Raw genomic sequence first — 26,351 nt, forward strand, 5'->3', positions numbered from 1 at the left:
CTCCCCGACGGCACCCTCCCGCCCGCAGACCGTACGAGCCCGGGCTCGCGGCGCTCGCGCTGGGCCTGCTCGCGCTCGCGTCCTCCGTGCATCCGCTCTGGGCCCTCCCCGCCGTCGCCGTGGCGGTCGCCGCGGTGATCGCGTCCGTGCGGGCGCTGCGGTGGGCGGGCGAGCGGAGGAGCGCGGTGGCCGGGCTCGCCTGCGCGGCTCTCGCACTGCTCGTCTGCTCCGTCACGGCACCCGCCTCCGTGCGGGCGGGCCTGGCCGTGCTGGCCTGGATCACCGCCCTGCGGCCCGGCCCGTGAGCGGGCGCGGCTCCGGTCCAGCCCGCCTCGCTACAGTGACGGCGGCCCGCGCCCGAGCGGGCCGGGAGGACGGCCACGATGGCTCAGACGGACGGTTGGATCTCGACGGCGATCTGGTGGCACGTCTACCCGCTCGGCTTCACGGGCGCCGAGGCGAGCGCCTCGGAGGGTCCGGGTCCGGACGACGAGCCGCAGCACCGCCTCCGCGCCCTGCTCCCCTGGCTCGACGACCTGCTGGCGCTGGGCTGCAACGGGCTGCTGCTCGGGCCGGTCTTCGCCTCCTCCACCCACGGCTACGACACGGTCGACCACTTCCGGATCGATCCCCGCCTCGGCGACGAGGCAGACCTCGACGCGCTGATCGCCGCGTGCCGCGAGCGCGGGATCCGGGTGCTGCTCGACGGGGTCTTCAATCACGTGGGACGGGAGCACCCCTGGTGGCGTGCCGCCGTCGCGGCCGGCGAGGGCTCCCCCGAGGCGGCGCGCTTCTCCCGCAGCGAGCGGTCGCAGGAAGTCGACGGCCTCCGCGTCGACGTGTTCGAGGGGCACGACGCTCTGGTCGAGCTCGACAACGGGAACCCCGAGGTCGCGGAGCACGTGTCCTCCGTGCTCGCGCACTGGCTCGAGCGGGGCATCGACGGCTGGCGGCTCGACGCGGCGTACGCGGTCGCGCCGGCGGCCTGGCACGCGGCGATCGACCCGGTGCGGCAGCGCTTCCCCGACGCGTGGTTCGTCGGCGAGGTCATCCACGGCGACTACACCGGCTACGTGCGGGAGTCGGGGCTCGACTCGGTCACGCAGTACGAGCTCTGGAAGGCCGTCCGCAACTCCCTCGAGGAGGCGAACCTCTTCGAGCTGGCCTGGTCCCTGAAGCGCCACGACGACTTCGTCCGCGAGTTCCTGCCCCTGACCTTCGTCGGCAACCACGACGTGACCCGGATCGCCAGCGCCGTCAGCGACGAGCGCCACCACGGCCACGCCACGGCGATCCTCGGCTTCGTCGCAGGCGTGCCGAGCATCTACTCCGGCGACGAGCGGGGCCTGCGCGGCGTCAAGGAGGAGCGGATCGGCGGCGACGACGCGATCCGCCCGGAGTTCCCGGCCGATCCCGCCGAGTGGCCGGGCGGGGAGGCCTACCGGGCCCACCAGGAGGTCGTCGCGTTCCGCCGACGGAACCCGTGGCTGGTCGGCGCGAGCACCCGCACGGTCGACCTCTCCAACACCGCCGTGATGCTCGTGGCGGAGGGCCCGGAGGGACGCACCGCGCGGCTCGCGCTGAACATCGACGACGAGACGGCGACCGTCGGCGGCGTCCAGGTCGCTCCCCACTCCTGGTCGCTGCACGACTGACCCGGCGCGCAGGCGGCCCGGCAGTGCGCGACGGAGCGTCGACCTCCGGGGGCCCGTCCTCTACGCTCGGGCGCATGCCGAGACCTGCACGAGGACCCTCCGACGGACGAGCCGACTCGATCGACGACGCCGGGATGCCGGCGTCCGGACTCGAGCAGGCGTTCGCCGCCCCCGTCGACCCGGAGAGCGACCCCGGACCGGGCGAGAGGAGCGGCCTCTCGAGCCGCATCGCCCAGGAGCTGCTCGAGGACGGCTTCGGCCTCGACGCGAGCGACGAGGAGGCCCCGTCCCGCGCCGTCGAGATCGACGATCCCTCCCGCGCCGTCGGTGACGATCCCGCCCACCCCGTGCACGGCTCGATGTCCGGCGAGTTCGAGCGCCGCTGAGCCCGGCCGCCGTCGGTCGTTCGTCGTGAGCCCGGCGGCACCGCTCCGCCCGCCGGCCGTCGTCACCCCGCCGGTACCGCGCCACCCGCCGCCGGCGCCGGGTCCTGGCCGCCCGCCTGCAGCTCGGCGAGGAATCCGGGCCGGAGCACGCGCGCCTCGATCGACACGGCTCCCGAGGTCCAGCCGTCGCCGAGCGGACGCTCGGGCGTGAGCAGCACGTGGCCCGGCGTCCCCGCTCGGCCGAGGACGGCGGCGACGCGGCCCTCCGGATCGTAGAGGGCGTGGTCGACGAGCGGCCCGTAGACGGCGTGCACCGCGAAGTCCTCGCGGCTGCCGAGGAGGACGGGCAGCAGCTCCTCGCCCGGGCGCAGGCCGTGGGGCCACCAGCGGAAGCGCTCGACGAGCTCGTGGCAGGCGGCGCACGAGGGCGAGAAGAAGACGAGGTGCGTCGCCGGGTGGGACAGCTCCTCGAGCGTCAGGAGCTCGCCGGCCACCGTGACGAACGCGAGGTCGGCGGCCGAGAGGTCGCCCTCGGGCGCGCGCCCCGGCGCGGACTCCCTGTCGGCTGCGGACAGGCGGGCGGCCGCCCGGACGCGAGCGGCCGTCGACGCCGCACGGCGGTCGCGCACCAGCACGAGCGAGACCGCGGCGAGAGCGGCGGCGAGCCCGGACGCCGCCGCCGAGGCACCGCCGCCGCCGAGCAGCGCGGCCGGAGCGAGCCCGCCGAGGGCCCCGGCGACCGCGAGCGCGAGCAGCACCGCGTTCCTCGCGACGGTGCGTCCGGTCATCCGCGCCGAGCCCAGCCCGCCGAAGCACTCGCAGTCGACGTCCTCCGTCGCGCGGACCGCGCGGACGGCGACGACGAGGAACACGGCGTCGAGGAGCGCCACCGGCACGAGGGCGGCACGGTGCGCCGGAGCGGGCGCCAGCACCACCGCGGCGCCCAGCGCGATCTCGACGGCGGGGAAGGCGGCCGCGAACCAGCCGCGGCGCCGGAGGAGGAGGGGGACCCCGAGCGCCTCGAGGCTCGCCCGGAACCGCTCCGTGCGGCCGAGCTTCAGGGCACCGCTGACGACGAGCACCGCGCCCGCGCACCACGCGGCGATCGCGAGAACCGCCTCCAGCATCCGTCGCCCTCCTCGCTCGGCATCGACCCGCGCGACGCTACCGGCGCGGACCGGCCTCCCGCGGCCGAGGCGGGGAACGGGGCGGAGACGGCGCGATCCGGCGCGTTCCGCCCTCCGGACGAGCCGCTGCCGGCGCATCCGGCGCCCGGATCCCTCCAGGCGGGGCGCCCCCGGGCTCCCTCCCGGTCCCGGACGGCCGCTCCGCCGTACACTGCGAGAGGATCGGAGGGGTCATGCGGGGACGGCGAGCGCGCGACGAGCGGCACGGCACGGCGACGACCCCGCCTGCGGACGCCGCTCCCCCGGCAGCGGTCCCGGCTCCGGCCCTCGCGGACTCGCCGGACGACGCCTCGGGCGACGTCTCGACCGGGATGCGGATCGCCGCCGCCTGGTCGTGGCGCTTCCTCGCCGTCGCCGGGCTCCTCTACCTCCTCGTGCGCCTCGTCTCGCTGCTGCCCGTGATCGTCGTGCCGGTGCTGATCGCGCTGCTGCTCACCGCGCTCCTCACTCCGCTGCGGAACCGGCTCGAGCGCCTGCGGCTCCCCCGCCCGCTCGCGGTCCTGGTCTCGATCGTCCTGATGCTCCTCCTGCTGACCGGCCTCGTCGGGCTGGTGGTCGTGCAGTCCCGCTCCGGCTTCAGCGGAGTGGGGCAGCGCGCCCTCGACGCGGTCGACGGCGTCGAGGCGTGGCTGCGGAGCCCGCCGCTGTCGTTCTCGGACGTGCAGCTCTCGGACTGGGCGCAGCGCGCGGTCGACTGGGCCGACGCGCAGGCGTCGACGATCGCGTCCGGCGCCCTCGCCGTCGGCTCCCAGCTGGCCGAGGTCTTCGCAGGGACCCTCCTCACCCTGTTCTCGCTGATCTTCCTGCTCCTCGACGGCCGCCGGATCTGGCACTGGTTCCTCCGCCTCCTCCCCCGCCGCGCGCGCCCCGCGATGGAGCGCGGCGGCGCCGCCGGCTGGCGGACCCTCAGCCAGTTCGTGATCGCGCAGCTCGGCGTCGCCGGGATCAATGCGGTCGGCATCGGCATCGGCGCGCTCGCGCTGCAGCTGCCGCTCGTCGTGCCGATCGCGATCGTGGTGTTCCTCGGCTCGTTCGTCCCGATCCTCGGTGCGATCGTGACCGGTGCGCTCGCCGCACTGGTCGCTCTGCTGTTCAGCGGGCCCGTCGCCGCGCTGGTGATGGTCGGCGTCGTGATCCTGGTGCACCTGCTCGAGGGGCACGTGCTGCAGCCGCTCATCCTCGGGACCGCCGTGAAGGTGCATCCGCTCGCCGTGGTGCTCGGAGTCGCGACCGGGCTCGAGGTGGCCGGGCTCGCCGGAGCGCTGTTCGCGGTGCCGACCATCGCGACGCTGAACGCGGCGGTCACCGCCATGCGGGCGCGCGCGCCCGGCGCGGAGTGAGCGCGTTCGATCCGGCCGCCCGACCCGGATCGACGGTGCTGCCCGCCCTCGCCTGCCCGGTCTGCGGCGGCGCGCTCGCCCCCGACGCGCTCCCCCGCCCCTCCTCGCTCCGCTGCCCCCTCGGGCACAGCGCCGACCTCGCGCGCCAGGGCTACGCCTCGCTCCTGCGCGGGAGGCACGCGACCTCGGGCGACACCACGGCGATGGTGCAGGCCCGCGCCGACCTGCTCGGCTCCGGCCACTACCGGGTGATCCAGGACGCGGTCGCCGCGGCCGTCCCCGCCGGCGCACGGCTCGTGGTCGACCTGGGCTGCGGCACCGGGGCGTACCTCGCGGCCGTGCTCGAGGCGCATCCGGCGGCGGACGGGCTGGGCCTGGACCTCTCGGCCCCGGCCGCCCGCCGCGCCGCCCGCGCGCACCCCCGGGCGGCGATCGCGACCGCCGACCTCTGGCAGCCCCTCCCGCTGGCCGACGCCTCCGCCGACGCGCTGCTCACCGTCTTCGCGCCGCGGAACGCCCCGGAGATGCGGCGGGTGCTCCGTCCGGGCGGCGTCGCCGTCGTCGTCACTCCGCGCGAGAGGCACCTGCACGAGATCCGCGAGCGGTTCGGGATGCTGGGCATCGACGCCGGCAAGGCGGAGCGGCTCGACGAGCAGCTGGCGGGGTTCGCGCTCGAGGAGCGCATCGAGCTCGACACGACGGTGCTGATGAACGTCGACGAGCTGCGCGCCGAGGTGCTGATGGGGCCGAGTGCCCACCACGTGGATCCCGAGGCGCTGGACGCGCGGCTCGCGGCGGTGGAGGGGACGACCGCGGTGACGGTCGCGGTCACCGTGTCGCGCTTCGTGCGGGCGGAGTAGCGGCGGGCGCGCCGCCGGCCCCGCGTCAGTACGTCTCGCGCAGGCGCTCCTGGTCGACCACCGCTTCGCGGTCAGCGAGGCGGCGCAGGCCCGCGAGGGGCTGCGCCATCCGGTGGTTGCCGCGGAGAACGGGCTCGGCCCGGTCGAGGAAGGCCCAGTACCCGGCGGTCACCGGGCAGGCGTTCTCGCCCAGGCGCACCTTCGGGTCGAAGCGGCAGCCGCCGCAGTAGTCGGACATCCGGTTGATGTAGGCGCCGCCCGAGGCGTACGGCTTCGTCGCGACGACGCCGCCGTCGGCGTGCTGGGACATCCCGATCACGTTCGCGGGCATCACCCACTCCGTGCCGTCGACGAAGACGTCCACGAACCAGTCGTTGAGCTCCGCCGGATCCCACCCCCGCTGCAGTCCCCAGTTGCCGAGCACCATCAGGCGCTGGATGTGGTGCGCCCAGCCGTGCCGGTGCACGTCGTCGAGCGTCTCGTGCAGGCAGTTCGCCTCGATGCCGCTCGGGTCGAGCGCGAGCAGCTCGGCGGGCAGCGGCGTGGAGGCGCCGAGCGCGCGGCTGCGGTTCCGGTACTCCGGCCCGAGGTGCCAGAACAGGTTCCAGACGTAGTCGCGCCAGCCGAGGATCTGGCGGATGAACCCCTCCGTCGCCGCGATCGGCGCGCCCCCGGCGGCGTACTCCGCCTCGGCCGCCTCGACGACCGTCCGCGGATCGAGCACGCCGAGGTTCATCGGGGCGCTGAGCAGCGAGTGCGCCATCGTCCAGTCGCCCGAGAGCATCGCGTCCTCGTAGGTCCCGAAGTCGCCCAGGCGCGACGACACGAAGTCGGCGAGCGCCGCCTCGGCCTCGGCGGGCGTCGCGGCGAAGCGGCGCGGACCGTCGGCGCCGACCAGGCGGACCGCCCCCTCGGCCTCCCAGCGCGCGAGGTCGGCGCGCACCTCCTCGTCGATGTCGTCCTCCTCCGGCCACCACGGGTCGGGGAGGCCGAGCCGGGAGGCGCCCTTGGGCGGAGGCTGGCGGTTGTCGTGGTCGTAGTTCCAGCGGCCGCCCTCGGGCTGGTCCCCGCGCATCAGCACGCCGGTGCGCTCGCGGCTCCACCGGTAGAAGTCCTCCAGCAGCAGGCGCCTGCCCGAGCGGGAGAGCGCCCACTCGCGGAAGTCCTCCTCGGCCGTGATGAAGCCGCGGCTGGGCAGGACGCTCATGCCGAGCCTGCGGGCGAGGCGGCGGCCACCGCGGGTCGGCGGGTCGATCACCTCGAGGTCGTCGCGCCCGGCGAGGGCCTCGCCGAAGGTCTCGGAGCGGACGTACTCGGCGCGGTCCCCGAGCTCGCGGGCGCGGTGGCGGAGCGCCGACAGCAGCAGCTGCGCCTTGGCGCGGTGCATCGGGCGGCGCCCGAACGCCGATCGGGCCTCGACCAGCAGCATCGGACCGCCGTCGTCGAACGCCGGTCCGAGCTGGCCGATGACGCTCCAGCGGGTGCGAGGGGGTCTGCTCATCCTCGGAGGCTAGGCGGACGGATCCGGCGCCGGTAGGAGTTGCGTGGCACGGATGTGCAGCCGCCACGTCTTGCACCCCCGCCCCCGATGCAGAAGTCTCGGAGCGAGCGCGGCCGATCCGACCGCGCACCGACGCGACGAAGCGAGGAGGCCGCCATGGCCCACCACGACCACGACAACGAGCACCACGAGGGTCACGAGCACCATGACCACCACGAGGGTCACGACGAGCACGCCGCCGGCCACGGCCGTCACGTCGCCGAGGGCACGAGCACCGAGGACACCGAGGGCGGCGAGTACACCTCGACCGAGGGCGTCTCGCACACCGCCGGCGAGGCCGAGGGCAGCTACGTCGACACCTCGGTGAACGAGCAGAGCACCGCCGACAAGGGCAGCTACGTCGACACCAGCGCCGCGGGCACCTCCGCCGAGGGCGAGGGCGAGTACACCGACCGCGACAAGTGACCCGCGCTCGCGCCCGGGCGCCGCGCGTCCCGCCGGGACACCGCGCTCCGGCCGGTGTCCCGGCGGGGAGCCGGCGCCTCGGCGGGACGCGGTGGTCCGCCGGCGCTTCAGGCGGGCTTCAGCGGGGCCGCGGCTAGCCTGGGCTCGCGCGGGCCCCCGCGCGCCGAGCCCGGGGAGGCCGCCATCCGCATCCTGGTCGTCGACGACGAGATCAACCTGCTCCGCGCCCTCGAGACGGGCCTGGAGGCCGAGGGCTTCGCCGTGGACACCGCCACCACCGGCACCGACGCCCTCTGGTACGCGCAGGAGGCCGACTACGCCGCCATCGTCCTCGACCTGATGCTCCCGGACGTCAGCGGCTTCCGCGTCTGCGAGCGGCTGCGCGCCGCCGAGGACTGGACCCCGATCCTGATGCTCACCGCGAAGGACGGCGACCTCGACCAGGTCGAGGCCCTCGACACCGGCGCCGACGACTACCTCACCAAGCCGTTCTCGTTCCCGGTGCTCGTCGCGCGGCTGCGCGCCCTCATCCGCCGTGGAGCCGCCGAGCGGCCCACGGTGCGCGTCGTCGGCGATCTCGTGCTGGATCCGGCGTCCCGGACCGTCGAGCGGGGCGGAGTCGCCGTGCCGTTGACCGCGCGCGAGTTCAGCGTCCTCGAGTACTTCGTCTCGCGGGCGGGCGAGGTCGTCTCCAAGCGCGACGTCCTCGGAGCCGTCTGGGACTTCGACTACGACGGCGACCCGAACATCGTCGAGGTCTACGTCCGCACCCTGCGCAACAAGATCGACCGGCCCTTCGGCCGCGACACCCTCCGCACCCGGCGCGGGGCGGGCTACACGCTGGTGGCCGGGTGAGCCGCCGGAGCCTGCGGACCCGCATCACCGCGGCCGCGACCGCCGTGGTGGCCGCCGCCGCGCTCCTCGGGAGCGTGCTCTTCGTCCTGGTCCTCTCCTCCGTGCTCGCCTCGAGCGCCGCCTCCGCCGCCGACGCCGAGGCGGAGCGGGTCGCGGCGCTGGTCGAGCAGGGCGGCCCGGAGGCCGTCCGCGGCTCGGAGGGACTGGTCCAGCTCGTGGTCGACGGGCGGGTCGCCGCCGCGGGCGAGGACGCGGAGGACCTCCCTCCGCTCGCGCTGGCCGAGAGCGACGACCCGGTCACGGTCGACGTGGACGACGAGGGGCCGGTGGTGGTCGCCGCCCGCGAGCTCGACGACGACTCCCTCGTCGTGGTCGGCGTGCCCGACGAGGGCCGCGAGGAGGCGGTGTCCACGACGATCGGGCTGCTCGCGGTCGCCGTCCCGCTGCTGATCGCGCTGGTGGCGGTGGTGTGCGCCGTCGTCGTCGGCCGGGCGCTGCGCCCCGTGGAGCGGATGCGCGAGGAGGCCGAGGCGGTCACCTCCTCCGCCCTGGACCGCCGGATCGCCGCTCCCGGCTCCGGCGACGAGGTCGACCGGCTGGCGCACACCCTCAACCGGATGCTCGATCGGCTGCAGAGCGGGCAGGAGCGGCAGCGGCGCTTCGTCTCGGACGCCTCGCACGAGCTGCGCTCCCCCGTCGCGGCGCTGCGCCAGACCGCGGAGGTGGCGATCGCGCACCCGGACCGGCTCGACTCCGCCCGGCTGGCGAGGACGGTCGCGGAGGAGTCGGTGCGGCTCGGCGGGCTGATCGAGGGCCTGCTGCTGCTCGCCCGGGCGGACGAGGCGCGCCTGGCCGTGGCGGCGGCTCCCGTGGACCTCGACGACCTCGCCCTCGGCGAGGTGCGGCGCCTGCGCGACTCCGGGGCCCGCGTCGACGCGAGCGGGATCTCGCCCGTGCAGGCGGTGGCCGACGAGGCCCTGCTCTCGCGGGCGCTGCGCAACCTGGTCGACAACGCGGTGCGGCACCGCTCCTCGCAGCTGGCGCTCTCGACCCGGATCGACGGAGCGGAGGCGGTGCTCGCGGTGGACGACGACGGGCCGGGGATCCCGGCGGCGGAGCGCGAGCGGGTGCTCGAGCGCTTCGTCCGCCTCGACGAGGGCCGGGCGCGCGACGCCGGAGGGTCGGGCCTCGGCCTGGCGATCGTCGCCGGGATCGCCCGGGCGCACGGCGGACGGGTCGTCGTCGGCGACTCGGCGCTGGGCGGCGCCCGGGTCGAGGTGCGGGTGCCGCTCGTCCGCTGAGCGGGCGCTTCAGGCCTGCTTCAGCGCCCGACCGCGAGAGTGCTGGAGGCGTCGACGAGCGGCGCCGGGACGGAGCCATCGTGCAGAAGAAGACGAAGATCATCGCCGGGATCGCCGGAGCGGTCGTGCTGATCGGAGCCGGGACGGGCATCGCCTACGCCGCGACCGACGGCTTCGAGGGGTCCGACTCCCTCACCGGCAGCGACCTGGACCGCGCGAGCGAGGCCGCGCTCGCCGAGATCGGCGGCGGGACCGTCACCTCGGCCGAGCGCGACGACGACGGCGCCACCGGCTACGAGCTGGACCTGACCGACCGCGACGGCCTCGAGTACGAGGTGCGCCTCGACGACTCCTTCGCCGTCGTGTCCGTGGACCCCGACGACCGCGCCCTCCAGGCCGGCTCCGACGACGACAGCGTGCCTGCCGGCGACCCGACCGCGGCCGCCGTGGACCCGGACGACCTCACCGGCGACGACCTCGCCCGCGCGAGCGAGGCGGCGCTGGGCGCCGTCGGCTCCGGGACCGTCACCGAGGCCGAGCGCAGCGACGACGCCGACCACGCCTTCGAGGTGGAGGTCACCCGCGAGGACGGCACGGACGTGGACGTCGAGCTCGACGCGGCGTTCGCCGTGCTCTCGACGCAGGAGTAGCGCTCTAGCGGCCGCCGGGGCCCTTCGCGGCCCCGGGCGCGGCACCGCTGCCCGCGGGGGCGCCGACGCCGGTCGCCGCACCGCGAGCGCCGGGGCCGTTGCCGTTGCCGCCCGCGTTGCCGTTGCCGCCCGCGTTGCCGTTGCCGCCCGCGTTGCCGTTGCCGTTGCCGTTGCCGTTGCCGTTGCCGTTGCCGGGAGCGTTCCCGCTGTTCCCGGGTGCGTCGCCGCTGTTCCCCGGAGCGTCCCCGCTGTTCCCCGGAGCGTCCTCACCGGGAGCGGCCGGGGTCTCCTCCGCGGGCTCCTCCGGCTCGGTCGGCGTCTCCTCCGGCTCCGACTCCTCGGGCGAGGGGGCGGGGTCGTCCTCGGTCTCGACGGGGGCCGGCGTGTCCTCCGGCTCCTCCTCGACCGGGGTCGTCTCCTCGGGAGCCGGGGCGGTCGTCTCGGCCGGCGCCGGCTCCGGGGCTCCCGCGATCAGGGCCTCGAGGTCGGCGCGGACGACGTCGACCTGCGCCTGCACCGTCGCTGCGCGGTCGGAGCTGACGGAGTCCTCGGCGAGCGCGGCGTCGAGCGCCGACTGCAGCGAGGCGAGCTCGGTGAGAGCGCCCTGGTAGTCGTCGGCCGAGGCCTTCTCGGCGACGGCCACCACCGCGTCGTCGAGGGTCTGGGCGGTGCCCTCGTCGATGCCCTGCGGCGCGGAGGAGCATCCGCTCAGCAGCAGGACCGAGGCGAGCACGGCGCCGGCGGCGCGCAGTCGGAGGCCCCTCACGAGCGGATGCTCTCGCGCAGCTGACGGAGGTGGTCGCCCAGCTCGCCGTCCACCTGCGGCAGAGGCGACTGGGGACCGTCGATCAGGATGATCGCGAGCCCGACGGCGACCGCGACCAGCGCGAGCACCAGCACGATCAGCCACGGGCTCGGGCCGCGGCGCTGCGGAGGGGCGGCCGCGGAGCGGAGCGGAGCCGTGCGCGGCGCCGGAGCGGTCTGCGGTGCCGGAGCGATCCGCGGTGCCGGAGCGATCCGCTCGGTCGCGGTGAAGCGCTGCGTCGGAGCGATCGCCTCCGTGGCCGGGTGCGCGTCGGCCGCGAGCCGGCGGGTCGGGTCGAGCGCCTCCGTCCGCGTGATCGGCTCGGTCTCGGCGAGCGGCTCCGTGGACATCACCCGGGTGGCGGGGACGTCGGGGACGACGATGGCCGCCGGCGGGGAGTCGCGCCGCGGATCGATCAGGCGGCGTGCCGACTCCGCCACCTGCAGCGCGGCGGGACGCTCGCCGGGCTCGCGCCGCGTCATCGAGGTCAGGAGCGAGGTCCAGCCGCTGCCGAGCGACTCCGAGACCTCGGGGTCGCGGAGCAGGCGGGCGAGCGTGACCTCGATCGCCGAGCCCGTGAACGGGCGGCGGCCGGTCAGCGACTCCAGGAGCACCAGGCCGAGGGAGTAGATGTCGCTCGCCGAGGTGACCGGGTCGCCGTGCGCCTGCTCGGGGCTGAGGTAGGCGGCGGTGCCGATGAGGGTGCCGGGCGCGGTGATCCGCGTCGCGTCGATGAGGGAGGCGATGCCGAAGTCGGCCAGCTTCGGGCGGAACTCGCGGCTGGTCAGCGGGCTCGGGACGAGCAGCACGTTCGACGGCTTCACGTCGCGGTGCACGACTCCGGCCGCGTGGACCGTGTGCAGGGCCTCGCCGAGGTCGCCCGCCATCGAGGCGACGTCGTTCGGCGCGACCGGGCCCTCGGCGAGCCGCTCGGACAGGCTCGGCCCCTCGGCGAGCTCCATCACCATGTAGGCCTGGCCGTTGGTGTCGTCGCCGCCGTCGTGCGCGTCGTAGAGCGTGACGAGGGCGGGGTGGTTGAGGGCCGCGAGCAGCCGGATCTCGGACGCCTTGCGCTGCAGGTCCTGTGCGTCGTCGATGCCGGGGGCGAACATCTTCAGCGCGACGGAGCGGCCGAGGACGCCGTCTCGCGCCCGGTAGACCGTGGCCATGCCGCCGCGGCCGATGAGCTCCTCGATCGTGTACCGGCCGTCGACCGTCGTCCCGACGATGCGGGTGTCGCCTGTCCGGTGGGATGCCACAAGTCCTCCTCGCGGTCGGCGGCGGGTGTGCCGCGCCCCCCGGTGCGACCGTCGACCCAGGGTAGTACGTCGACCCTGCACGCCGCCCTCCCCCGGCCGGGCTGTCAAGCGGGTGCCCCCGCGCGCGCCCCGACGTAGCGTCGGAGGTCCCGACGAAAGGCGACGACATGGACCAGGACCGCACGGAGCAGGACGACCAGGGCTCGACCATCGGCAAGCCGGACGGGGCGGCGCCCGCCACCTCCTCCGAGAGCGAGACCATCGAGAAGGACATCTCGGAGTCGCCCGGCAGCGAGCGCGAGACCGAGGCCAAGCAGGACTCGGACCCGGCGGAGAGCCGCACCGAGGTCTCCGGCTCGGCCGAGGTGAAGGCCGTGCCCGGCACGGGCGGCCCGGACGACGTGGGCGACGTCGAGGTCGACCCCGACGAGGTCTCGCTGAACGGCAAGCCGTTCCCGGGTCACGCCGGCACGAAATAGGACGCCCGGGAGGAGCGGGGCCGCGGCTCCGCCCCTCCCGTGCTCTCCGGTCCACCCACCGCCGGTCGTCCGCCCTCGGCCCGAGGTTCCGCAGACCGCGCGGAGCGTCCCGCGCCTACCGAGCAAACGGCGTCAGGCGATCGGCGTCAGCAGGCCCGGGTCGCGGCGGTCGACGGCGCGGGAGTTGTTCACGCGGCGGTCGACCGGGTGGGCCGTGACGGTCGAGGCCATCGCGACGGACGCCCGGTCGAGGGTGGCGAGCATCTCCTCGGCGGAGGCGAGCGGAGCCGGGTCGAGCCAGGCGTCGCGCACGTCGGGCGTCAGGAACACGGGCATCCGGTCATGCACCTCGCCGGAGGCGTCGCGCGCCTCGCGGGTGATGATCGTGAAGGAGACGCGCCAGTCGTCGCCCTCCTTGCGGGCCGTGTAGAGGCCGGCCGCGGCGAGGATCGGCTCCTCGCCCTGCAGGAACCAGGGCTGCTTGCCGTCGGCGCGGGTCTCCCACTCGTAGTACCCGCGCATCGGCACGATCGCGCGCTGCTTGGCGAACGCCCCGCGGAACAGGCCGTTCGTCGCGACCGACTCGAGGCGCGCGTTGATCGGCGAGGGCCCCCTGCCCTTCGACCAGGACGGGGTGAAGCCCCAGGACGCGAGCTCCAGCTCGCGCTCCCGCTCGCCGTCGTGGAGCCGCTCGCGCACGATCGGCGCGACGTCGGTGGGAGCGACGCTGTAGTCGGGCGCCCAGTCCTCGGCGCGCCCGCCCGCGGCGACGAACTCGCGGATCAGCTCATCGGTCTCGGAGTCCATCGCTAAGCGGCCGCACATGCGGGACAGGCTACGCCGCACCTCCGACGCCGCGCGAGGCGCCCGGTCCGACCACCCGGGACTTCGCGGACCAGAAGCGCATCAGCGCGCCGACGAGGATCGAGCCCAGCGCACCGGCGGCGAGGTCGCCGAGCGTGTCCTCGTAGCCGACGAAGATCGAGGAGTCGATGAAGCGGTGCCCCGCCCACTCGCCCCACTCCCACAGGACGCCCGCCGTCGTCCCGAAGCAGGCGCAGAGCACGACCGCCGGGAGCAGCGGCCCGCGATCGCCCGCGACGGCCGGCACGACTCCGGCCCGCGCGGCGACGATGTAGGCCACCGCGGCGATCAGCCCGTTGAGCACGCAGTGCACGACCAGGTCCCACTGCGGCCACGCCTCGTACAGGCCGAGGACGCTGCTCCAGGACGCCACGAGCAGCGCGAGCCCGAAGAGGGCGTCGAGCGCCGGACGGATGCCGAGGAAGCGCGGCAGCACCAGCCCGATCGCCGCGAGCGCGAGCACCGCCACGTCGACCAGGTCCCAGCCGATCGCGGCCGCCACGATGCTCGCCGCCCCGATCGCGCGGATGCCGTCGGCCGTCCACTCCCCGCGGGTGCGCGGGGGCTCGAGGAAGGTCTCGACGAGGGCGGAGCCGCTCACGGCTTCGTGAAGCGCAGCACGGCCTGGACCGGCTCGTGGTCGGAGGGCGCCGCTCCCCCGTAGCGGACGGCGTTGATCCCCGCGGAGACGACCTCGAAGGCGCCCTCGCTGACGAGCAGCCAGTCGATCCGCTTGCCCGGCGCCGGCGCGCGGTAGTTCGAGAAGGTGCTCCACGAGTGGGTGAGGTGCTTCTCCGTCGTCTCCCACGCGTCCGCGAGGCGGCCCTCCTCGAGGATCGTCCGGTAGGGGACGGTGTCGACGTCGGTGTTGGTGTCGCCCATGACGATCGCGGGGCGTCCGAGCTCGAGGACGCGGCGGGCGATCAGCTCGGCGGAGCGCTGGCGCGAGCGCCGCGAGATGTGGTCGAAGTGGGTCGAGATCACGGTGAGCTCGCGGCTGGTCGCGTGATCGGTCAGCTCCGCGATCACGGCGGTGCGCGGGATGCGGTTGCCCCAGCTGCGCGAGCCGGCGACGTCCGGGGTGTCCGAGAGGGCGATCTGGGTCCAGTGCCGGACGGCGTAGCGGCTGCGGTCGACGAAGAGCATCACGCGCTCGCCGCCGCGGTCCGCGTCCCGGCCGAAGCCCATCGCCTCGAAGGAGGAGCCCAGCGCCTCGTGCACGGCGGCCGACTGGTCCGGCAGCGCCTCCTGCACGGCGAGGATCGAGGGGCGCTCCTGCTCCAGCACCCGCTGGACGAGCGGGCGACGCCGGTCCCACTGGTCGACGGCGCGGGAGGTGAGGCGCGGCATCCGCCGGCGGATGTTGTAGGTCATCACGTGCAGATCGGGCGCCTCGGTCGGGCCGATCAGAGGCGTCGCGTCGGTCATCACTCCACCCTACGGGGGCGGATCGAGGTGCCACGGAGGCTTGCGGTGACCGCTCCCGGCCGCTCTACTTCGGACATGCCCCTCTCCCAGGACCTCACCGCCCTCGCCGACGAGCGCTTCGTCTCGCTCACCACGTTCCGGAAGTCCGGGGACGCCGTCTCGACCCCGGTCTGGATCGCCCGCGACGGCCACGAGCTGATCGTCACCACTCCCCGCCGCAGCGGCAAGGTGAAGCGCCTCCGCAACGACGCGCGGGTGACCCTCGTCCCGTGCGACCGCCGCGGCCGCGTCTCCGACTACGCGGTGCCGGTCGAGGCCGCCGCGGAGATCGACGCCGACCCCGGCGAGGTCGAGCGCCTGGGCCGCGTGTTCCTGGCGAAGTACCGGCTCGAGTACCGCGTGTTCCTCCTGATCGAGGGCCTGGTCACCCGCGCCGACCGCACCCGCGTGATGCTCCGCGTATCCGACCGCTGACCCTCACCGCCCTACACCCCCGGAGGCTCCCGCCGGAAGGCCTGGGGGCCGCCGGACCTCGGGTCTACCGTGGGGCGATCGCCGGTGCCCCTGCGCGCTTCCCGCGCGCGCTCCGGCGGCAGTCAGAAGGAGCACGCAATGAGCATCGGAGCAGGGATCTTCCTCCTCGTCGTCGGCGCGGTCCTCGCCTTCGCGGTGGACGTGCAGGTGTCCGGGATCGACCTGAGGCTGGTCGGCTACATCCTGATGGCGGCCGGAGCGGTCGGCCTGATCCTCGGGCTGGTCCTGCTGACGCGCCGCCGCCAGGCCGTCTCGACCACGCGCTCGGCCGTCGACCCGGCCAGCGGCGAGCAGGTCACCCGCCGCTCGAGTGAGAGCGACGGTCCGCTGGTCTGATCGGCGGAACGACGAAGGGCGGGACCTCGCGGTCCCGCCCTTCGTCGTTCACGGCCCTACTCGGCGGGCTCGTCCGGCTCGCCGCCGGAGACGGTGTCGGTGTCGCCGCCACCGGAGGAGGTGTCCGTCCCGGTGCCGTCGGGGAGGTCCTCGGTCTTCTCGGTGTCCTCACCCGTGGTGCGGTCGGTGCTCATGGCGCTCTCCCTTCGCGTCGGCGACCTGCCGACCCTCCCACTCTGCTCCGCCCGCGCCTCGCGGGGCAGGGGGTAGCGGAGGCGGAGGCCGGCGTGGAAGGCGCCTACTCCTCGACGACGATGGTGGTGATGACCGGGTTCCGGCGGTGGCGGCGGGTCAGCCAGCGGCCGAGGGTGCGCGTGATCAGCGCCTCCATGGCCTCGAGCTCGACCGGCTTGCCCGCGGCCTGCAGGACGGCGTCGTCGATCGCCTTGCTCGCGTTGGCCTTCCAGCCCGGCTCCTCGACGAAGCCGCGGGTGAAGAACTCGACCGGCTCGCCGAGCGTGCCGCGGTCGAGGTCGGCGATGGCGAGGACCGTGATGGCCCCCTCCTCGGCGAGGACGATGCGGTCGTTCATCGCGTCCTCGGTGGCGACGCCCATCGTGGTGCCGTCGACCAGGATCTGGTCGGCCGGGATGCGCCCGCTGATGCGCGAGCGGCCCTTCACCAGGTCGATCGAGACGCCGTCCTCGATGACGAAGACGTCCTTCTCGTCGATCCCGGTGCGGGTCGCGATCGCCGCATTCGCGGTGAGGTGGCGCCACTCGCCGTGCACGGGGAGCACCGCGGTGGGGCGGAGGATGTTGTAGCAGTAGGCGAGCTCGCCCGCGCTGGCGTGACCCGAGACGTGCACCTTGGCGTTGCCCTTGTGCACGACGGTGGCGCCCCAGCGGGTGAAGGCGTTGATGATCCGGTAGATCGCGTTCTCGTTGCCGGGGATCAGCGAGCTGGCCAGCAGCACGGTGTCGCCGGGGCCGATGTCGATGATGTGGTCCTTGTTGGCCATGCGCGAGAGCGCCGCCATCGGCTCGCCCTGCGAACCGGTGCAGATCATCACGATCTCGGTCGCGGGGAGCTTCTCGAGCACCTTCATGTCGACGACGAGGCCGGCCGGGATCTTGAGGTAGCCCAGGTCGGCGGCGATGCCCATGTTGCGGACCATCGAGCGGCCGACGAAGGCGACCTTGCGGCCGTGGCGCTGCGCGGCGTCGAGGACCTGCTGGATGCGGTGCACGTGGCTCGCGAAGCTGGACACGACGATGCGGCGCGGCGCGGTGCGGAACACCTGGTCGATCGCGGGGGCGAGGTCGCCCTCCGAGATCGCGAAGCCGGGGACGTCGGCGTTCGTGGAGTCGACCAGGAACAGGTCGACGCCCTCGTCGCCGAGGCGCGCGAAGCCGGGGAGGTCGGTGGTGCGCCCGTCGAGCGGGAACTGGTCCATCTTGAAGTCGCCCGTGTGCAGCACGAGGCCGGCCTCGGTGCGGATCGCGACGGCGAGCCCGTCCGGGATGGAGTGGTTCACGGCGAGGAACTCGAGGTCGAAGACGCCGGCGTCGATCCGATCGCCCTCCTTCACCGGGCGCGTGCGCGGGGTGATGCGGTGCTCCTGCAGCTTCGCGCTGATCAGCGCGAGGGTGAAGGTCGAGGCGATGATCGGGATGTCGCCGCGCTCCTTGAGGAGGTACGGCACGCCGCCGATGTGGTCCTCGTGGCCGTGGGTGAGGACGATGGCCTCGATGTCCTTCAGGCGCGAGCGGATCGCGGCGAAGTCGGGGAGGATCACGTCGATGCCGGGCTGGTTCTCCTCGGGGAAGAGGACGCCGCAGTCGACGATGAGCAGCTTGCCCTTGTGCTCGAAGACGGTCATGTTGCGGCCGATCTCGCCGAGGCCGCCGAGCGGAGTGATCCGCATGGCGCCCTTCTCGAGGGGCTTGGGCTTGGGGAGCTCGAGGTGGTGGCGGGCGGGCTTGGCGGTTCTGGCGTTTCTCATGCGGTTCTTCCGGGAGGGAGTGGCTGGACGCGGGCGCGCGGCGCAGGGTCCGACCGCGCGCCCGGTCGGGCCGCGGTGATGTGTCGCTCCGGCGCTGTGAGCGCTGTCGGGAGCGGGTGGAGGTGTGCGGGACGGGGCCGGGCGGGGCCGCTCTCAGCGGGCGGTGCCGTCCGTGCGGCGCGCTCTCGCGCACCGACCGTCCCGTACATCCTGCCAGCGTTCCCTGGGTCGCGGGTCCAGGAGGCGGGATCCGGGCCTCGCAGGCGCTCACGCGCGCGCGTCCTCGACCTCTCGCCGACCCACCGCGTCCTGACGGCTGCGGAGGAGCTGGCGGCCTGGCGCGCGCGACGGGCGCCGTTCGATGGCTTCACTGCGCTTCACTCGATCTGGATAAAGCACAGTAAGACTCCTGAACCGGCCCGTATGGATGCCGTCGACAACCCCTACACGCCGAACGCGGGAGCGCGACCGGAGATCCTCATCGGCAGAGACGAGCAGACCCAGGCGTTCCGCACGCTGCTGACGCGCCTGCGACGGGGCCGCACGAACCAGTCGATGACCATCACGGGGCTGCGGGGCGTCGGAAAGACGGTCCTTCTCAACAGCTTCCGGACGATCGCCCAGGAGGAGAACGGGGAAGTGATCGAGTTCGAGGCGGTCAAGCACGACGAGGGCCGGTTCCGCCAGGTGCTGGCATCTCAGCTCAAGGCGGCACTCCTCCGCCTGTCCCCCCGCGCGAGATGGACCGACCGCGGGAGGCACGCCGCCGCGGTCTTGAGCGCCTTCGCGGTGTCTGTCGGAGCGGACGGCGTGTGGTCCATCGGATGGGGTGTACCGCCGGCAGAAGGAGTGGCCGATCATCGGGATCTCGGACTGGACCTGACGGACGTCCTCGTCGCCGTGGGTGAAGCGGCGGCCGAGCAGGGCGAGGGGATCGTCCTGCTCATCGACGAGGTCCAGTTCCTCGACTCACCGCAGCTCGAAGCGCTCATCCAAGCCATCCACAAGACCGTGCAGCGGAGCCTCCCCGTCACGTTCGTCGGTGCCGGTCTTCCGCAGATCGCCGAGCTGGTGGGCGATGCGAGATCGTACGCCGAGCGGCTCTTCACCTTTCCGCGGATCGACTCGCTCGATCACGACGAAGCGGTAGCGGCTCTCCGAGAGCCGGCAGCGGCCGAGGGCGCGGTCTACGACGACGACGCTGTTGAGCTCGCAGTCGAGATCACGAGCGGATACCCCTCTTTCATCCAGGAACTGGGCTACCAGGTCTGGACGGTGGCTGAGAACGATCGCATCCACCGGGAGGACGTCGAACTGGCGAGGGAGGCCTACGAGGCGAAGCTGGACAGCTCCTTCTTCCGCGTGCGACTCGATCGGGCGAGTCCACTTCAGACCGCGTACATGCGAGCCATGGCGGAGCTCGGACCAGAGCCCCAGAAAGCGGGCGACGTCGCGGCGCTTCTGGAGCGCGCGTCCACTCAGCTCGGATCGGTCCGCGCGGAGCTGATCGGGATGGGGCTCCTGTCCACTCCCGAGCACGGGTACGCCGCGTTCACTGTTCCGGACTTCGACCGGTTCATGAAGCGTGCAGTCCCCGTCTTGGAGGTGCCTCCCGTCGTGAGCCGGGGAGCCCGTCGAGCACCCGCCACCGAGGTCTGAGCCAGGCCGCACCCGTTCACGGCCGCCCGGCGTCAGGACTCGTCGGCCTCGAAGCGCAGGGACCGGTCGGCCACCGGCAGCCCGGAGCCGCGCACGGCGGCCTCGATCGCGGCGTGCCCGCCGTCGGGCGCGACGATCCGCAGGCCGTCCTCGGTCGCCCAGTAGGCGGTGACGCCGTGCTCCTCGACGAGGGTCGTGAGCAGCGCGGCGGTCCGCTCCTGCTCGCCGGGACCGACGGTGATCGCGGCCCACGGGCCGGAGATCTCGACCGGGGCGCCCCGCTCCGCTCCCGCAGCGTCCCGCAGGTCCTCCGCCGCCCGGACGATCGGGAGCAGCGCGGGCAGCCCGCCGGAGACGTCCTCGAAGGAGTCGAGGGCGAAGGCCCCCTCGCGGAGCGACGCGTGCAGCTCCAGGCCGCGGCCGAGGCCGTCGATCCGGTCGAGCAGGCCCGACGCGTCGACAGCGGGAGCGGGGCACGCGCCGGTCGGCTCCTCCGCGCCCGCGAAGGAGAGGGCGTTCCCGCCGGCGGACGTCGCCCGGAACGACCACAGCACCGGATCCGCGTACTCGGTCGCGCAGGCCGTCGCGAGGGCGTCGGCGAGCGCCGGCTCCTCGACCGCGACCCCGACCCACGAGGTCGGCGGGCCGAACGCCGGCGCCTCGACCCAGCGCTCGGCGCCGTCGAGGGAGACTCCGGGCACCGCGGCGACCTCGCTCGTCAGACGGTCGAAGCCGGCGTCGGGTCGCGCGAACGGCGTCTCGTCGATCGTCCAGACGAGGAGCGTCAGCCCGCCGGCGGCGAGGGCCGCGGCGAGGACGCCGGCGACGGGGAGGAGGAGGCGACGGGACACGCCCCCATCCTCGCTCCCCTCCTCCGCGGCGTCACGTGGACATCGGGCGAACGGACGGTGCGTCGGCGACGACGGCTCCCGCCCGCGGCCCGGCCCGCGCCGCTACTGCCCGGCGCCCATCCCGCCGTCGATCCGGTACTGGGCGCCCGTGATGAACGAGCTCTCGTCCGAGGCGAGGAAGAGCACCAGCGCGGCGATGTCCGAGGCCTCGGCGTAGCGTCCGAGCGGGACCCCGGCCTCGTAGGCGGCACGCTGCTTCTCGGCGTCGCCGCCGCCCGCCTCGATCGAGCGCATCATCCGCGTGTTCACGGGCGACGGGTGGATCGAGTTGACCCGGACGCCGGTGCCCGCGACCTCGAGGGCCGCGCTCTTGGTGAGCCCGGCGACCCCGTGCTTCGAGGCGACGTAGGGGCTGAGGCCCGGGGCGCCGTCGAGCCCGGCGACGGAGGAGGTGTTGATCACGCTGCCCCGCCCCTGCTCGATCATCCGCGGCAGCACGGAGCGGAGCCCGAGGAAGGCACCGCGCAGGTTGATGCCGATGACGCGGTCGAAGTCCTCGGGGGCCGTGTCGACGATCGACGCCACCTTCCCCTCGACGCCGGCGTTGTTGAAGAAGACGTCGATCCCGCCGAAGGCGTCGACGGTCGCGCTCACGTAGCGGTCGACGTCGTCGGGGTCGGAGACGTCGGCGCGGACGGTGAGGACGCGCCCCTCCGCCTCGAGGCCCGCGGCCGCCTCGTCGAGCGCCGACTGGTCGATGTCGACCAGCACGACGCGGGCTCCGGCGTCCAGGAGCGCGCGGGCGGTCGCGAGGCCGATGCCTCCGGCGCCGCCGGTGATGATCGCGGTGCGGTCGGTGAAGTCGGTCATGGTGATTCCCTTCGTCGTCCGTGGTGCGGGGCGGCGGCGGTGCCGGCCCGCTCCCAGCACGCTAGGCGGCGGCCGGCCGCCTGCCACGGGGGTCGACCTCCGCGGGGGGCAGGGGTTACCGGCGCAGTCCCGAGACGAGCGCGAGGAGCCCGTCCATCGACTCGACGACGAGGGGCGGGAGGTCGCCGCGCTCGGCGACGAAGGCGATCGGGGTGGTCGCGACGACGTGCCCGGCGAGCTCGCCGTCGACGTGCACGACCAGGAGGCCCGCCCCCTCGGCCTCGGGGGTGCCGACCACGACCTCCCGCTCGCCGAGGAAGCCGGTCCGCGGATCCTTCCGGGCGGAGCGGATCCACGCGGGCAGCGGCTCCTCGGCGACGTACCTCGAGAGCGCGTCCTCGAGCGACGGGCAGGTCACGTCCTCCTGCGGCAGCCCGAGGCGGTGCGCCTCGAAGCCGCCGTCGACCGGCGTGATGAAGCCGAGCACGGCCTCCGGCTCCCGCGGGTCCTCGGTGCGGGCGCGGACCCGCCAGCCGTCGTCGCCGACCGGGTCGAGCTCCACGTCGTCGACGGTCGCGGGCAGTGCTGTGCGGATCACGGGTGGTCCTTCCTCGAGGGACCGTCCAGTCCACCGGACGGCGGAGGGCGCGTCACCGGGGTTGACGACGGTCGCACCACCCGCATCGAGCACGCCCGCTCCGGACGCGTCCGACTGCTCCCGCTCCGGCACAAGGCCCAGCGCGCGGGCCGCCGTCTCCGCTTGACTGGGGGCGACGCGCCGACCCTCGGCGCACCCGGGAGGCGACATGGCGAACCACCGTTTCGAGCTGCGGTCCGGCCGCGGGATGGGCGTCTCAGCGGCGGGTGATCCCGTCGCCGACCGGCTGGTGGTGTTCTGCCACCCCACTCCCGGAGCGGGCGGCTTCGACCCCGACCCGACCGTCACCGGTCCGTGGGGTCTGCACCTGCTGATCCTCGACCGCCCCGGCTACGGCGCCTCGGACCCGGTCGACGCCGCTCACGGCCGCGTCGAGGACCGCGCGGACGACCTCGCCGAGTACCTGCGCCGCTCCGAGCGCACCGCCCGCATGGTCGAGGGCGCCCGCTTCGGCAGCGTCGGCGTGGTCGGCTGGGGCTCCGGCGGCGCGTTCGCGCTCTCGCTCGCGGCCCGGCACCCCGACCTCGTGGACCGCCTCGCGCTGGTCGGCACCCCCGCGCCCCCGCAGGCCGGCGCGATCGTGCACCCCACCAGCGCGTGGGAGCGGCGCGAGACCCTCCGCGGGGAGGACGCCGACGCGATCGCCGCCGCCCTCCCGCAGACGCAGCCGGGCCTGGACGCGCTCGGGATCGACTCCGACGACCCGGTGCTCGCCACCCACGGCGGACTGCGCAACCGGCTGGAGCGGATGCTCTCCGAGGGCTGGCGGCAGGGCCCGAGCGGCGCCGCGACCGACCTCGCGGCGCTCCGCGACGGCTCCTGGGCCGACGACCTCGACCGGGTGACCGCCGAGACGCTCCTGGTCCACGGCGACGCGGACCCGGTGGCGAGCGCCGAGGACGGCCGCTGGTACCGCGGCCGCCTCGCGCGGGCGCGCACCGTGACCGTCGACGGAGCCGGCCGGCTGGCGCTCGTGCGCGAGTGGCGCCGGATCCTCGACCACGTCGCTCCGCTCGAGCGCGGGGCGGAGGGCCGATGAGCCGCCTGGGCGCGGGCCCGCTCGTGCTCGTGTCGGCGATGGCGGTCTCGGGAGTCGTCCACCTGGTGCACCCGCGGACCTTCGACGCGGTGGTCCCGCGCGGGATGCCCGGCTCGGCGCGCGGCTGGGTCCTCGTCTCGGGAGCGGCGGAGCTGGCCTGCGCGGCCGCGACGCTGCATCCGCGGACCCGCGCGGCCGGCGGTCTCGCCTCCGCCGCCCTGATGGCCGCCGTCCTCCCCGGCAACGTGCAGATGGCGCGGGACGCCCGTCGGCCGCGGACCCGGGTGATCACGCTGCTGCGCCTCCCGCTCCAGATCCCGCTCGTGCTCTGGGGTCTCCAGGCGGCGCGCGGCCGCTGACGCAAGCCCGCGCGGGCGCGGATCGCCCGCTGCTACCGTCCAGGCATGACCGACCAGAGCGCGGACGACCGCCACGACCAGCTGACCAGCGCCCCGAAGGCGACGGAGGCCGACGCGGCCCCGCGCATCGAGGTCTCCACCACCGAGGCCGGCGACACCCGCATCGACATCCGCGGGGACGCCGCCGTGCGTCCGGGCCGTGTCGACGAGAACGGCGACGAGCTCGACGAGAGCCGCGACGATGCCTGAGCGCCGCCGCGCCGCCCTCGTCTACAACCCCGTCAAGGTCGACCTGGAGTCCGTGAAGGCCGCTGTGAAGCGCGCCGAGGAGGCCGCCGGCTGGGAGGAGACGCTCTGGTACGAGACCTCCGTCGAGGACCCCGGAGCCGGTCAGACGAAGGAGGCCCTCGCCGCAGGCGCCGACGTCGTGATCGCGGCCGGCGGCGACGGGACGGTCCGCGTCGTGGCGGAGGCCCTCCGCGGCTCCGACGCCTCGCTCGCGCTGCTGCCCTCCGGCACCGGCAACCTGCTCGCCCGCAACCTGAACCTCACGCTCGACGACATCGACAACTCCCTGACCGTCGCGTTCTCCGGACAGGACCGGGCGATCGACGTCGGGATGATCGACATCGAGACCTCCACGGGCCGCGACCGCCACGCCTACGTCGTGATGGCGGGCCTCGGGATCGACGCGAAGATGCTCGCCAACACCGACGACGACCTCAAGAAGCGGGCCGGCTGGCTCGCCTACGTGGACGCGCTGCGGAAGGCCCTGCTCGACAAGAACCAGCTCGAGTTCCGCTACCGCCTCGACGGCTCGAAGACCCGCAAGGTGCGCGCGCACACGATCATCGTGGGCAACTGCGGCGCCCTGCCTGCGAACATCCTCCTGCTGCCGGACGCGGCCGTCGACGACGGCGAGTTCGACATCGTCCTGCTGCGCCCCGAGGGCTTCTTCGGCTGGGTGCAGATCATCTTCAAGGTGGTGTGGGAGAACGGCGTGCTCCGCCGCAGCGGCGTCGTCGGCAAGAAGCTGATGGGCCTGACCAAGGAGGTGTCGGCCCTGCGGTACGTGAAGGGCCGCGACCTCACGGTCCGCCTCGAGCACGCGCAGGAGATCGAGCTCGACGGCGATCCGTTCGGCTCGACCTCGGCGTTCCGCACCTGGATCGAGCCCGGCGGGCTGACGGTGCGCGTCCCGGCGTAGCGCCGGCGGCGGCCGGGCGGATCCGCCCGGTCCGCCTCCCGCCGGGAGAGAGGATCGTCATCCCTCCCGGCGGAGGCGTCTGCTCCGAGCAGGGCGGCGCAGTGCGGCTTCGGGTACCGCACCCCATGCACCTGCATGAACACGGCGACTGTAGTGCGGAATCCGTCGCCGCCGCAACGATCCGCGGGGCTCCGGCGGCTCGAATGGGTAATTCCACCGTGCGATGCTCCGTGGCGGCGACGGATTCCGCAGCTGACTCGCCCCGGCAGGAACGTGATCGCCCGTCCGTCGATCGACGGGGCTTCTCCTCGGCACGGTGCCGACACGCGCACGAAACGCCCGCCCGCTAGCGTGCGGACATGACATTCCGTGCGTCAGCCGCGCTCAGCGCGCTCGTGGCCTCCTCCCTCCTCCTCGCACCCGCCGCCATCGCCTCCCCCGCCGCCCGCGCGGGCGCCGTCGACGGGGGCACCAGCGCCGGCGATCCCTACTTCCCCGGCCTCGGCAGCAGCGGCTTCGACGCCCTCACCTACAGCCTCGTCCTGAAGTACGATCCGGCGACCCGGGCCCTCGGCGGCAGGGCCGTGGTCACCCTCGCGCCCCAGAAGGACCTGCGCTCGCTCTCCTTCGACCTGACCGGCCTCACCGTCTCGAAGGTCACCGTCAACGCCGGGGGCGCCCGGTTCTCGCAGTCGGGGGACGAGCTGACCGTCACGCCCACCCGGACCCTCCGGAAGGGCCTGCCCGCGCTGGTGAGCATCGACTACGCCGGGACCACCGGGAACCCCGTCGACGGCACCGGGGCCCCCTTCGGCTGGTGGTCGACGGACGACGGCGCCCTGGTCGCCAGCGAGCCGGACGGCGCCTCGACCTGGTACCCCGTCAACGACTCGCCCGCCGACAAGGCGCGCTACACCTTCAGCATCACGGTCCCGGAGGGCCGGACGGTGGTCGCGAACGGCCTGCCGGTCGGCTCCCCCACCACGTCGAAGGGGTGGACGACCTCCCGCTGGGTCGAGACCAGCCCGATGGCGAGCTACCTCGCCATGGTGAACATCGGCGACTACGACCTGGTCCGCTCCACCCAGGGCGGCGTGACGACCATCGACGCGATCGACCGGGACATCACCGGCGACACCCGCGCCCGCACCGAGGCGGCGCTCGCGAAGCAGGGCGCGATCATCGACTACTTCTCCTCCGTCTTCGGCCCGTACCCGTTCCGCTCGGCCGGAGCCGTGGTCGACGACGAGCGGATCGGCTACGCCCTCGAGACCCAGGGCCGCTCGTTCTACTCCGGCGGCGCGGACGAGTCGACCGTCGCGCACGAGACCGCGCACCAGTGGTACGGCGACAGCGTCACGCCGGAGACCTGGTCCGACATCTGGCTGAACGAGGGCTTCGCGACCTACGCCGAGTGGCTCTGGGAGGAGCACACCGGCGGCGCGAGCGTCACCGAGTCCGCCGCCCGGGTCGCCGCCGCTCCCGCCGACGACCCGTTCTGGTCGACCGCCGTCGCCGACCCCGGAGCCGCGGGCCTCTTCGACGCGCCCGTCTACGCCCGCGGCGGCCTGACGCTCGTCGCCCTCCGCGACCGGATCGGCGCGGACGCGTTCGGCGTGCTGCTGAAGCGCTGGGCCTCCGAGAACCGCTACTCGAACGCGACGACCGCCGACTTCCAGGCCCTGGCCGAGAACGTCTCCGGCTCCGACCTGGCGGACTTCTTCGACGCCTGGCTGCGCACGCCGGAGAAGCCCGCCGGTCTCTGACCCCCGCATCGCCGCGGCGCGGGCGGGGTGTC

At 74.4% G+C, this 26,351-nt stretch carries 30 protein-coding genes; 18 read left to right on the top strand and 12 right to left on the bottom strand.

The genetic code is table 11. The features are described 5' to 3' along the window. The 3 genes from C5D66_RS17290 to C5D66_RS14595 all read left to right on the top strand — a co-directional run. Positions 1 to 305: hypothetical protein (locus C5D66_RS17290; RefSeq protein WP_219815201.1), on the top strand; the 305-nt coding region annotated here is incomplete at its 5' end. 78 nt (positions 306 to 383) lie between these two features. Beyond that, positions 384 to 1,655, top strand: a complete 1,272-nt coding sequence (locus C5D66_RS14590) for an alpha-amylase family glycosyl hydrolase (protein WP_104256455.1) — start codon at positions 384 to 386, stop codon at positions 1,653 to 1,655. A 74-nt stretch (positions 1,656 to 1,729) separates the two neighbouring features. After that, on the top strand, positions 1,730 to 2,041 hold the full coding sequence (locus C5D66_RS14595; protein ID WP_146078496.1) for a hypothetical protein: 312 nt from the start codon (positions 1,730 to 1,732) through the stop codon (positions 2,039 to 2,041). 62 nt (positions 2,042 to 2,103) lie between these two features. On the opposite strand, the gene C5D66_RS14600 is transcribed toward C5D66_RS14595, so the two are convergent. Continuing rightward, the gene (locus tag C5D66_RS14600; protein WP_104256456.1) at positions 2,104 to 3,168 is read right to left on the bottom strand and encodes a MauE/DoxX family redox-associated membrane protein; all 1,065 of its coding nucleotides are present in this window, start codon (positions 3,166 to 3,168) and stop codon (positions 2,104 to 2,106) included. 233 nt (positions 3,169 to 3,401) lie between these two features. Between C5D66_RS14600 and C5D66_RS14605 the strand changes: the two genes are divergently transcribed. Further along, on the top strand, positions 3,402 to 4,568 hold the full coding sequence (locus tag C5D66_RS14605; RefSeq protein WP_104256457.1) for an AI-2E family transporter: 1,167 nt from the start codon (positions 3,402 to 3,404) through the stop codon (positions 4,566 to 4,568). 35 nt (positions 4,569 to 4,603) lie between these two features. Continuing rightward, entirely contained in the window at positions 4,604 to 5,428 is an 825-nt protein-coding gene (locus C5D66_RS14610; RefSeq protein ID WP_374953327.1) for a methyltransferase domain-containing protein, read from the top strand. A 25-nt stretch (positions 5,429 to 5,453) separates the two neighbouring features. Here the strand turns inward: C5D66_RS14610 and C5D66_RS14615 are convergent, their stop codons facing one another. Continuing rightward, a complete protein-coding gene (locus tag C5D66_RS14615) occupies positions 5,454 to 6,929 on the bottom strand; it encodes a cryptochrome/photolyase family protein (RefSeq protein ID WP_104256459.1) in 1,476 nt (491 codons plus the stop codon). A gap of 156 nt (positions 6,930 to 7,085) precedes the next feature. On the opposite strand from C5D66_RS14615, the gene C5D66_RS17395 reads away from it, so the two are divergent. From C5D66_RS17395 to C5D66_RS14635, 4 genes are all read left to right on the top strand, one after another. Next, complete coding sequence (locus tag C5D66_RS17395) at positions 7,086 to 7,394, top strand: hypothetical protein (RefSeq protein ID WP_219814518.1); 309 nt, start codon at positions 7,086 to 7,088, stop codon at positions 7,392 to 7,394. Positions 7,395 to 7,577: 183 nt separating this feature from the next. After that, positions 7,578 to 8,249 (top strand): response regulator transcription factor, encoded by a 672-nt coding sequence (locus C5D66_RS14625; protein ID WP_104249963.1) that lies wholly within the window; start codon positions 7,578 to 7,580, stop codon positions 8,247 to 8,249. Continuing rightward, the gene (locus C5D66_RS14630) at positions 8,246 to 9,550 is read left to right on the top strand and encodes an ATP-binding protein (protein WP_258063954.1); all 1,305 of its coding nucleotides are present in this window, start codon (positions 8,246 to 8,248) and stop codon (positions 9,548 to 9,550) included. The genes C5D66_RS14625 and C5D66_RS14630 overlap by 4 nt, the downstream gene beginning before the upstream one ends. Before the next feature lie 80 nt (positions 9,551 to 9,630). Further along, positions 9,631 to 10,200, top strand: a complete 570-nt coding sequence (locus C5D66_RS14635; protein WP_104256460.1) for a PepSY domain-containing protein — start codon at positions 9,631 to 9,633, stop codon at positions 10,198 to 10,200. Between the two features lie 4 nt (positions 10,201 to 10,204). Here C5D66_RS14635 and C5D66_RS14640 read toward each other — a convergent pair whose 3' ends face one another. Next, positions 10,205 to 10,966, bottom strand: a complete 762-nt coding sequence (locus C5D66_RS14640) for a hypothetical protein (RefSeq protein WP_104256461.1) — start codon at positions 10,964 to 10,966, stop codon at positions 10,205 to 10,207. Then, positions 10,963 to 12,264: a serine/threonine-protein kinase gene (locus tag C5D66_RS14645; protein ID WP_104256462.1), complete on the bottom strand. Its 1,302-nt coding sequence runs from the start codon at positions 12,262 to 12,264 to the stop codon at positions 10,963 to 10,965. The genes C5D66_RS14640 and C5D66_RS14645 overlap by 4 nt, the downstream gene beginning before the upstream one ends. Positions 12,265 to 12,431: 167 nt before the next feature. Between C5D66_RS14645 and C5D66_RS14650 the strand changes: the two genes are divergently transcribed. Further along, positions 12,432 to 12,743 (top strand): hypothetical protein, encoded by a 312-nt coding sequence (locus C5D66_RS14650; RefSeq protein WP_104222919.1) that lies wholly within the window; start codon positions 12,432 to 12,434, stop codon positions 12,741 to 12,743. Between the two features lie 132 nt (positions 12,744 to 12,875). Here C5D66_RS14650 and C5D66_RS14655 read toward each other — a convergent pair whose 3' ends face one another. The 3 genes from C5D66_RS14655 to C5D66_RS14665 are packed head-to-tail and all read right to left on the bottom strand — an operon-like array spanning position 12,876 to position 15,035. Beyond that, the gene (locus tag C5D66_RS14655; protein ID WP_104256463.1) at positions 12,876 to 13,568 is read right to left on the bottom strand and encodes an SOS response-associated peptidase; all 693 of its coding nucleotides are present in this window, start codon (positions 13,566 to 13,568) and stop codon (positions 12,876 to 12,878) included. 10 nt (positions 13,569 to 13,578) lie between these two features. Continuing rightward, the gene (locus C5D66_RS14660; RefSeq protein ID WP_104256464.1) at positions 13,579 to 14,208 is read right to left on the bottom strand and encodes a hypothetical protein; all 630 of its coding nucleotides are present in this window, start codon (positions 14,206 to 14,208) and stop codon (positions 13,579 to 13,581) included. Beyond that, on the bottom strand, positions 14,205 to 15,035 hold the full coding sequence (locus C5D66_RS14665; RefSeq protein ID WP_104256465.1) for an endonuclease/exonuclease/phosphatase family protein: 831 nt from the start codon (positions 15,033 to 15,035) through the stop codon (positions 14,205 to 14,207). The genes C5D66_RS14660 and C5D66_RS14665 overlap by 4 nt, the downstream gene beginning before the upstream one ends. 75 nt (positions 15,036 to 15,110) lie before the next feature. On the opposite strand from C5D66_RS14665, the gene C5D66_RS14670 reads away from it, so the two are divergent. Together C5D66_RS14670 and C5D66_RS14675 are read left to right on the top strand one after the other, a co-directional pair. Then, positions 15,111 to 15,509, top strand: a complete 399-nt coding sequence (locus tag C5D66_RS14670) for a PPOX class F420-dependent oxidoreductase (RefSeq protein WP_104246944.1) — start codon at positions 15,111 to 15,113, stop codon at positions 15,507 to 15,509. A gap of 138 nt (positions 15,510 to 15,647) precedes the next feature. Further along, the gene (locus tag C5D66_RS14675) at positions 15,648 to 15,905 is read left to right on the top strand and encodes a DUF6458 family protein (RefSeq protein WP_104256466.1); all 258 of its coding nucleotides are present in this window, start codon (positions 15,648 to 15,650) and stop codon (positions 15,903 to 15,905) included. A gap of 56 nt (positions 15,906 to 15,961) precedes the next feature. On the opposite strand, the gene C5D66_RS17295 is transcribed toward C5D66_RS14675, so the two are convergent. Both C5D66_RS17295 and C5D66_RS14680 read right to left on the bottom strand, forming a co-directional pair. Then, the gene (locus C5D66_RS17295; protein ID WP_159940924.1) at positions 15,962 to 16,099 is read right to left on the bottom strand and encodes a hypothetical protein; all 138 of its coding nucleotides are present in this window, start codon (positions 16,097 to 16,099) and stop codon (positions 15,962 to 15,964) included. A 104-nt stretch (positions 16,100 to 16,203) separates the two neighbouring features. Continuing rightward, a complete protein-coding gene (locus C5D66_RS14680; RefSeq protein WP_104222925.1) occupies positions 16,204 to 17,910 on the bottom strand; it encodes a ribonuclease J in 1,707 nt (568 codons plus the stop codon). Between the two features lie 423 nt (positions 17,911 to 18,333). On the opposite strand from C5D66_RS14680, the gene C5D66_RS14685 reads away from it, so the two are divergent. Beyond that, positions 18,334 to 19,569 (top strand): ATP-binding protein, encoded by a 1,236-nt coding sequence (locus C5D66_RS14685; RefSeq protein ID WP_104274454.1) that lies wholly within the window; start codon positions 18,334 to 18,336, stop codon positions 19,567 to 19,569. A gap of 32 nt (positions 19,570 to 19,601) precedes the next feature. Here C5D66_RS14685 and C5D66_RS14690 read toward each other — a convergent pair whose 3' ends face one another. From C5D66_RS14690 to C5D66_RS14700, 3 genes are all read right to left on the bottom strand, one after another. Beyond that, the gene (locus C5D66_RS14690; protein ID WP_104274453.1) at positions 19,602 to 20,420 is read right to left on the bottom strand and encodes a hypothetical protein; all 819 of its coding nucleotides are present in this window, start codon (positions 20,418 to 20,420) and stop codon (positions 19,602 to 19,604) included. Between the two features lie 102 nt (positions 20,421 to 20,522). Next, positions 20,523 to 21,290: an SDR family NAD(P)-dependent oxidoreductase gene (locus tag C5D66_RS14695; protein WP_104274452.1), complete on the bottom strand. Its 768-nt coding sequence runs from the start codon at positions 21,288 to 21,290 to the stop codon at positions 20,523 to 20,525. A gap of 115 nt (positions 21,291 to 21,405) precedes the next feature. Beyond that, the gene (locus tag C5D66_RS14700) at positions 21,406 to 21,888 is read right to left on the bottom strand and encodes a hypothetical protein (protein WP_104246946.1); all 483 of its coding nucleotides are present in this window, start codon (positions 21,886 to 21,888) and stop codon (positions 21,406 to 21,408) included. 208 nt (positions 21,889 to 22,096) lie between these two features. On the opposite strand from C5D66_RS14700, the gene C5D66_RS14705 reads away from it, so the two are divergent. The 5 genes from C5D66_RS14705 to C5D66_RS14725 all read left to right on the top strand — a co-directional run bounded on the left by C5D66_RS14705 (position 22,097) and on the right by C5D66_RS14725 (position 26,319). Then, a complete protein-coding gene (locus C5D66_RS14705) occupies positions 22,097 to 22,987 on the top strand; it encodes an alpha/beta fold hydrolase (RefSeq protein ID WP_104274451.1) in 891 nt (296 codons plus the stop codon). Continuing rightward, entirely contained in the window at positions 22,984 to 23,346 is a 363-nt protein-coding gene (locus C5D66_RS14710) for a hypothetical protein (RefSeq protein ID WP_104256473.1), read from the top strand. Before C5D66_RS14705 ends, C5D66_RS14710 begins: the two co-directional genes overlap by 4 nt. 45 nt (positions 23,347 to 23,391) lie before the next feature. After that, positions 23,392 to 23,595: a multidrug transporter gene (locus C5D66_RS14715; RefSeq protein WP_104256474.1), complete on the top strand. Its 204-nt coding sequence runs from the start codon at positions 23,392 to 23,394 to the stop codon at positions 23,593 to 23,595. After that, positions 23,588 to 24,553, top strand: a complete 966-nt coding sequence (locus C5D66_RS14720) for a diacylglycerol kinase family protein (RefSeq protein WP_104222931.1) — start codon at positions 23,588 to 23,590, stop codon at positions 24,551 to 24,553. Before C5D66_RS14715 ends, C5D66_RS14720 begins: the two co-directional genes overlap by 8 nt. Before the next feature lie 359 nt (positions 24,554 to 24,912). Then, on the top strand, positions 24,913 to 26,319 hold the full coding sequence (locus tag C5D66_RS14725) for a M1 family metallopeptidase (RefSeq protein ID WP_104326952.1): 1,407 nt from the start codon (positions 24,913 to 24,915) through the stop codon (positions 26,317 to 26,319). Positions 26,320 to 26,351 lie beyond the last annotated feature (32 nt).

The sequence above is a fragment of the Rathayibacter sp. AY1B4 genome, assembly GCF_002932815.1.
Classification (GTDB): domain Bacteria; phylum Actinomycetota; class Actinomycetes; order Actinomycetales; family Microbacteriaceae; genus Rathayibacter.

Excerpts from the sequence above, each read along its gene's own strand:
- C5D66_RS14590 (WP_104256455.1), top strand. The coding sequence starts at position 384 with ATGGCTCAGACGGACGGTTGGATCTCGACGGCGATCTGGTGGCACGTC.
- C5D66_RS14595 (WP_146078496.1), top strand. The coding sequence starts at position 1,730 with ATGCCGAGACCTGCACGAGGACCCTCCGACGGACGAGCCGACTCGATC.
- C5D66_RS14600 (WP_104256456.1), bottom strand. The coding sequence starts at position 3,168 with ATGCTGGAGGCGGTTCTCGCGATCGCCGCGTGGTGCGCGGGCGCGGTG.
- C5D66_RS14605 (WP_104256457.1), top strand. The coding sequence starts at position 3,402 with ATGCGGGGACGGCGAGCGCGCGACGAGCGGCACGGCACGGCGACGACC.
- C5D66_RS14615 (WP_104256459.1), bottom strand. The coding sequence starts at position 6,929 with ATGAGCAGACCCCCTCGCACCCGCTGGAGCGTCATCGGCCAGCTCGGA.
- C5D66_RS17395 (WP_219814518.1), top strand. The coding sequence starts at position 7,086 with ATGGCCCACCACGACCACGACAACGAGCACCACGAGGGTCACGAGCAC.
- C5D66_RS14650 (WP_104222919.1), top strand. The coding sequence starts at position 12,432 with ATGGACCAGGACCGCACGGAGCAGGACGACCAGGGCTCGACCATCGGC.
- C5D66_RS14655 (WP_104256463.1), bottom strand. The coding sequence starts at position 13,568 with ATGTGCGGCCGCTTAGCGATGGACTCCGAGACCGATGAGCTGATCCGC.
- C5D66_RS14665 (WP_104256465.1), bottom strand. The coding sequence starts at position 15,035 with ATGACCGACGCGACGCCTCTGATCGGCCCGACCGAGGCGCCCGATCTG.
- C5D66_RS14670 (WP_104246944.1), top strand. The coding sequence starts at position 15,111 with ATGCCCCTCTCCCAGGACCTCACCGCCCTCGCCGACGAGCGCTTCGTC.
- C5D66_RS14675 (WP_104256466.1), top strand. The coding sequence starts at position 15,648 with ATGAGCATCGGAGCAGGGATCTTCCTCCTCGTCGTCGGCGCGGTCCTC.
- C5D66_RS17295 (WP_159940924.1), bottom strand. The coding sequence starts at position 16,099 with ATGAGCACCGACCGCACCACGGGTGAGGACACCGAGAAGACCGAGGAC.
- C5D66_RS14680 (WP_104222925.1), bottom strand. The coding sequence starts at position 17,910 with ATGAGAAACGCCAGAACCGCCAAGCCCGCCCGCCACCACCTCGAGCTC.
- C5D66_RS14685 (WP_104274454.1), top strand. The coding sequence starts at position 18,334 with ATGGATGCCGTCGACAACCCCTACACGCCGAACGCGGGAGCGCGACCG.
- C5D66_RS14695 (WP_104274452.1), bottom strand. The coding sequence starts at position 21,290 with ATGACCGACTTCACCGACCGCACCGCGATCATCACCGGCGGCGCCGGA.
- C5D66_RS14705 (WP_104274451.1), top strand. The coding sequence starts at position 22,097 with ATGGCGAACCACCGTTTCGAGCTGCGGTCCGGCCGCGGGATGGGCGTC.
- C5D66_RS14710 (WP_104256473.1), top strand. The coding sequence starts at position 22,984 with ATGAGCCGCCTGGGCGCGGGCCCGCTCGTGCTCGTGTCGGCGATGGCG.
- C5D66_RS14715 (WP_104256474.1), top strand. The coding sequence starts at position 23,392 with ATGACCGACCAGAGCGCGGACGACCGCCACGACCAGCTGACCAGCGCC.
- C5D66_RS14720 (WP_104222931.1), top strand. The coding sequence starts at position 23,588 with ATGCCTGAGCGCCGCCGCGCCGCCCTCGTCTACAACCCCGTCAAGGTC.
- C5D66_RS14725 (WP_104326952.1), top strand. The coding sequence starts at position 24,913 with ATGACATTCCGTGCGTCAGCCGCGCTCAGCGCGCTCGTGGCCTCCTCC.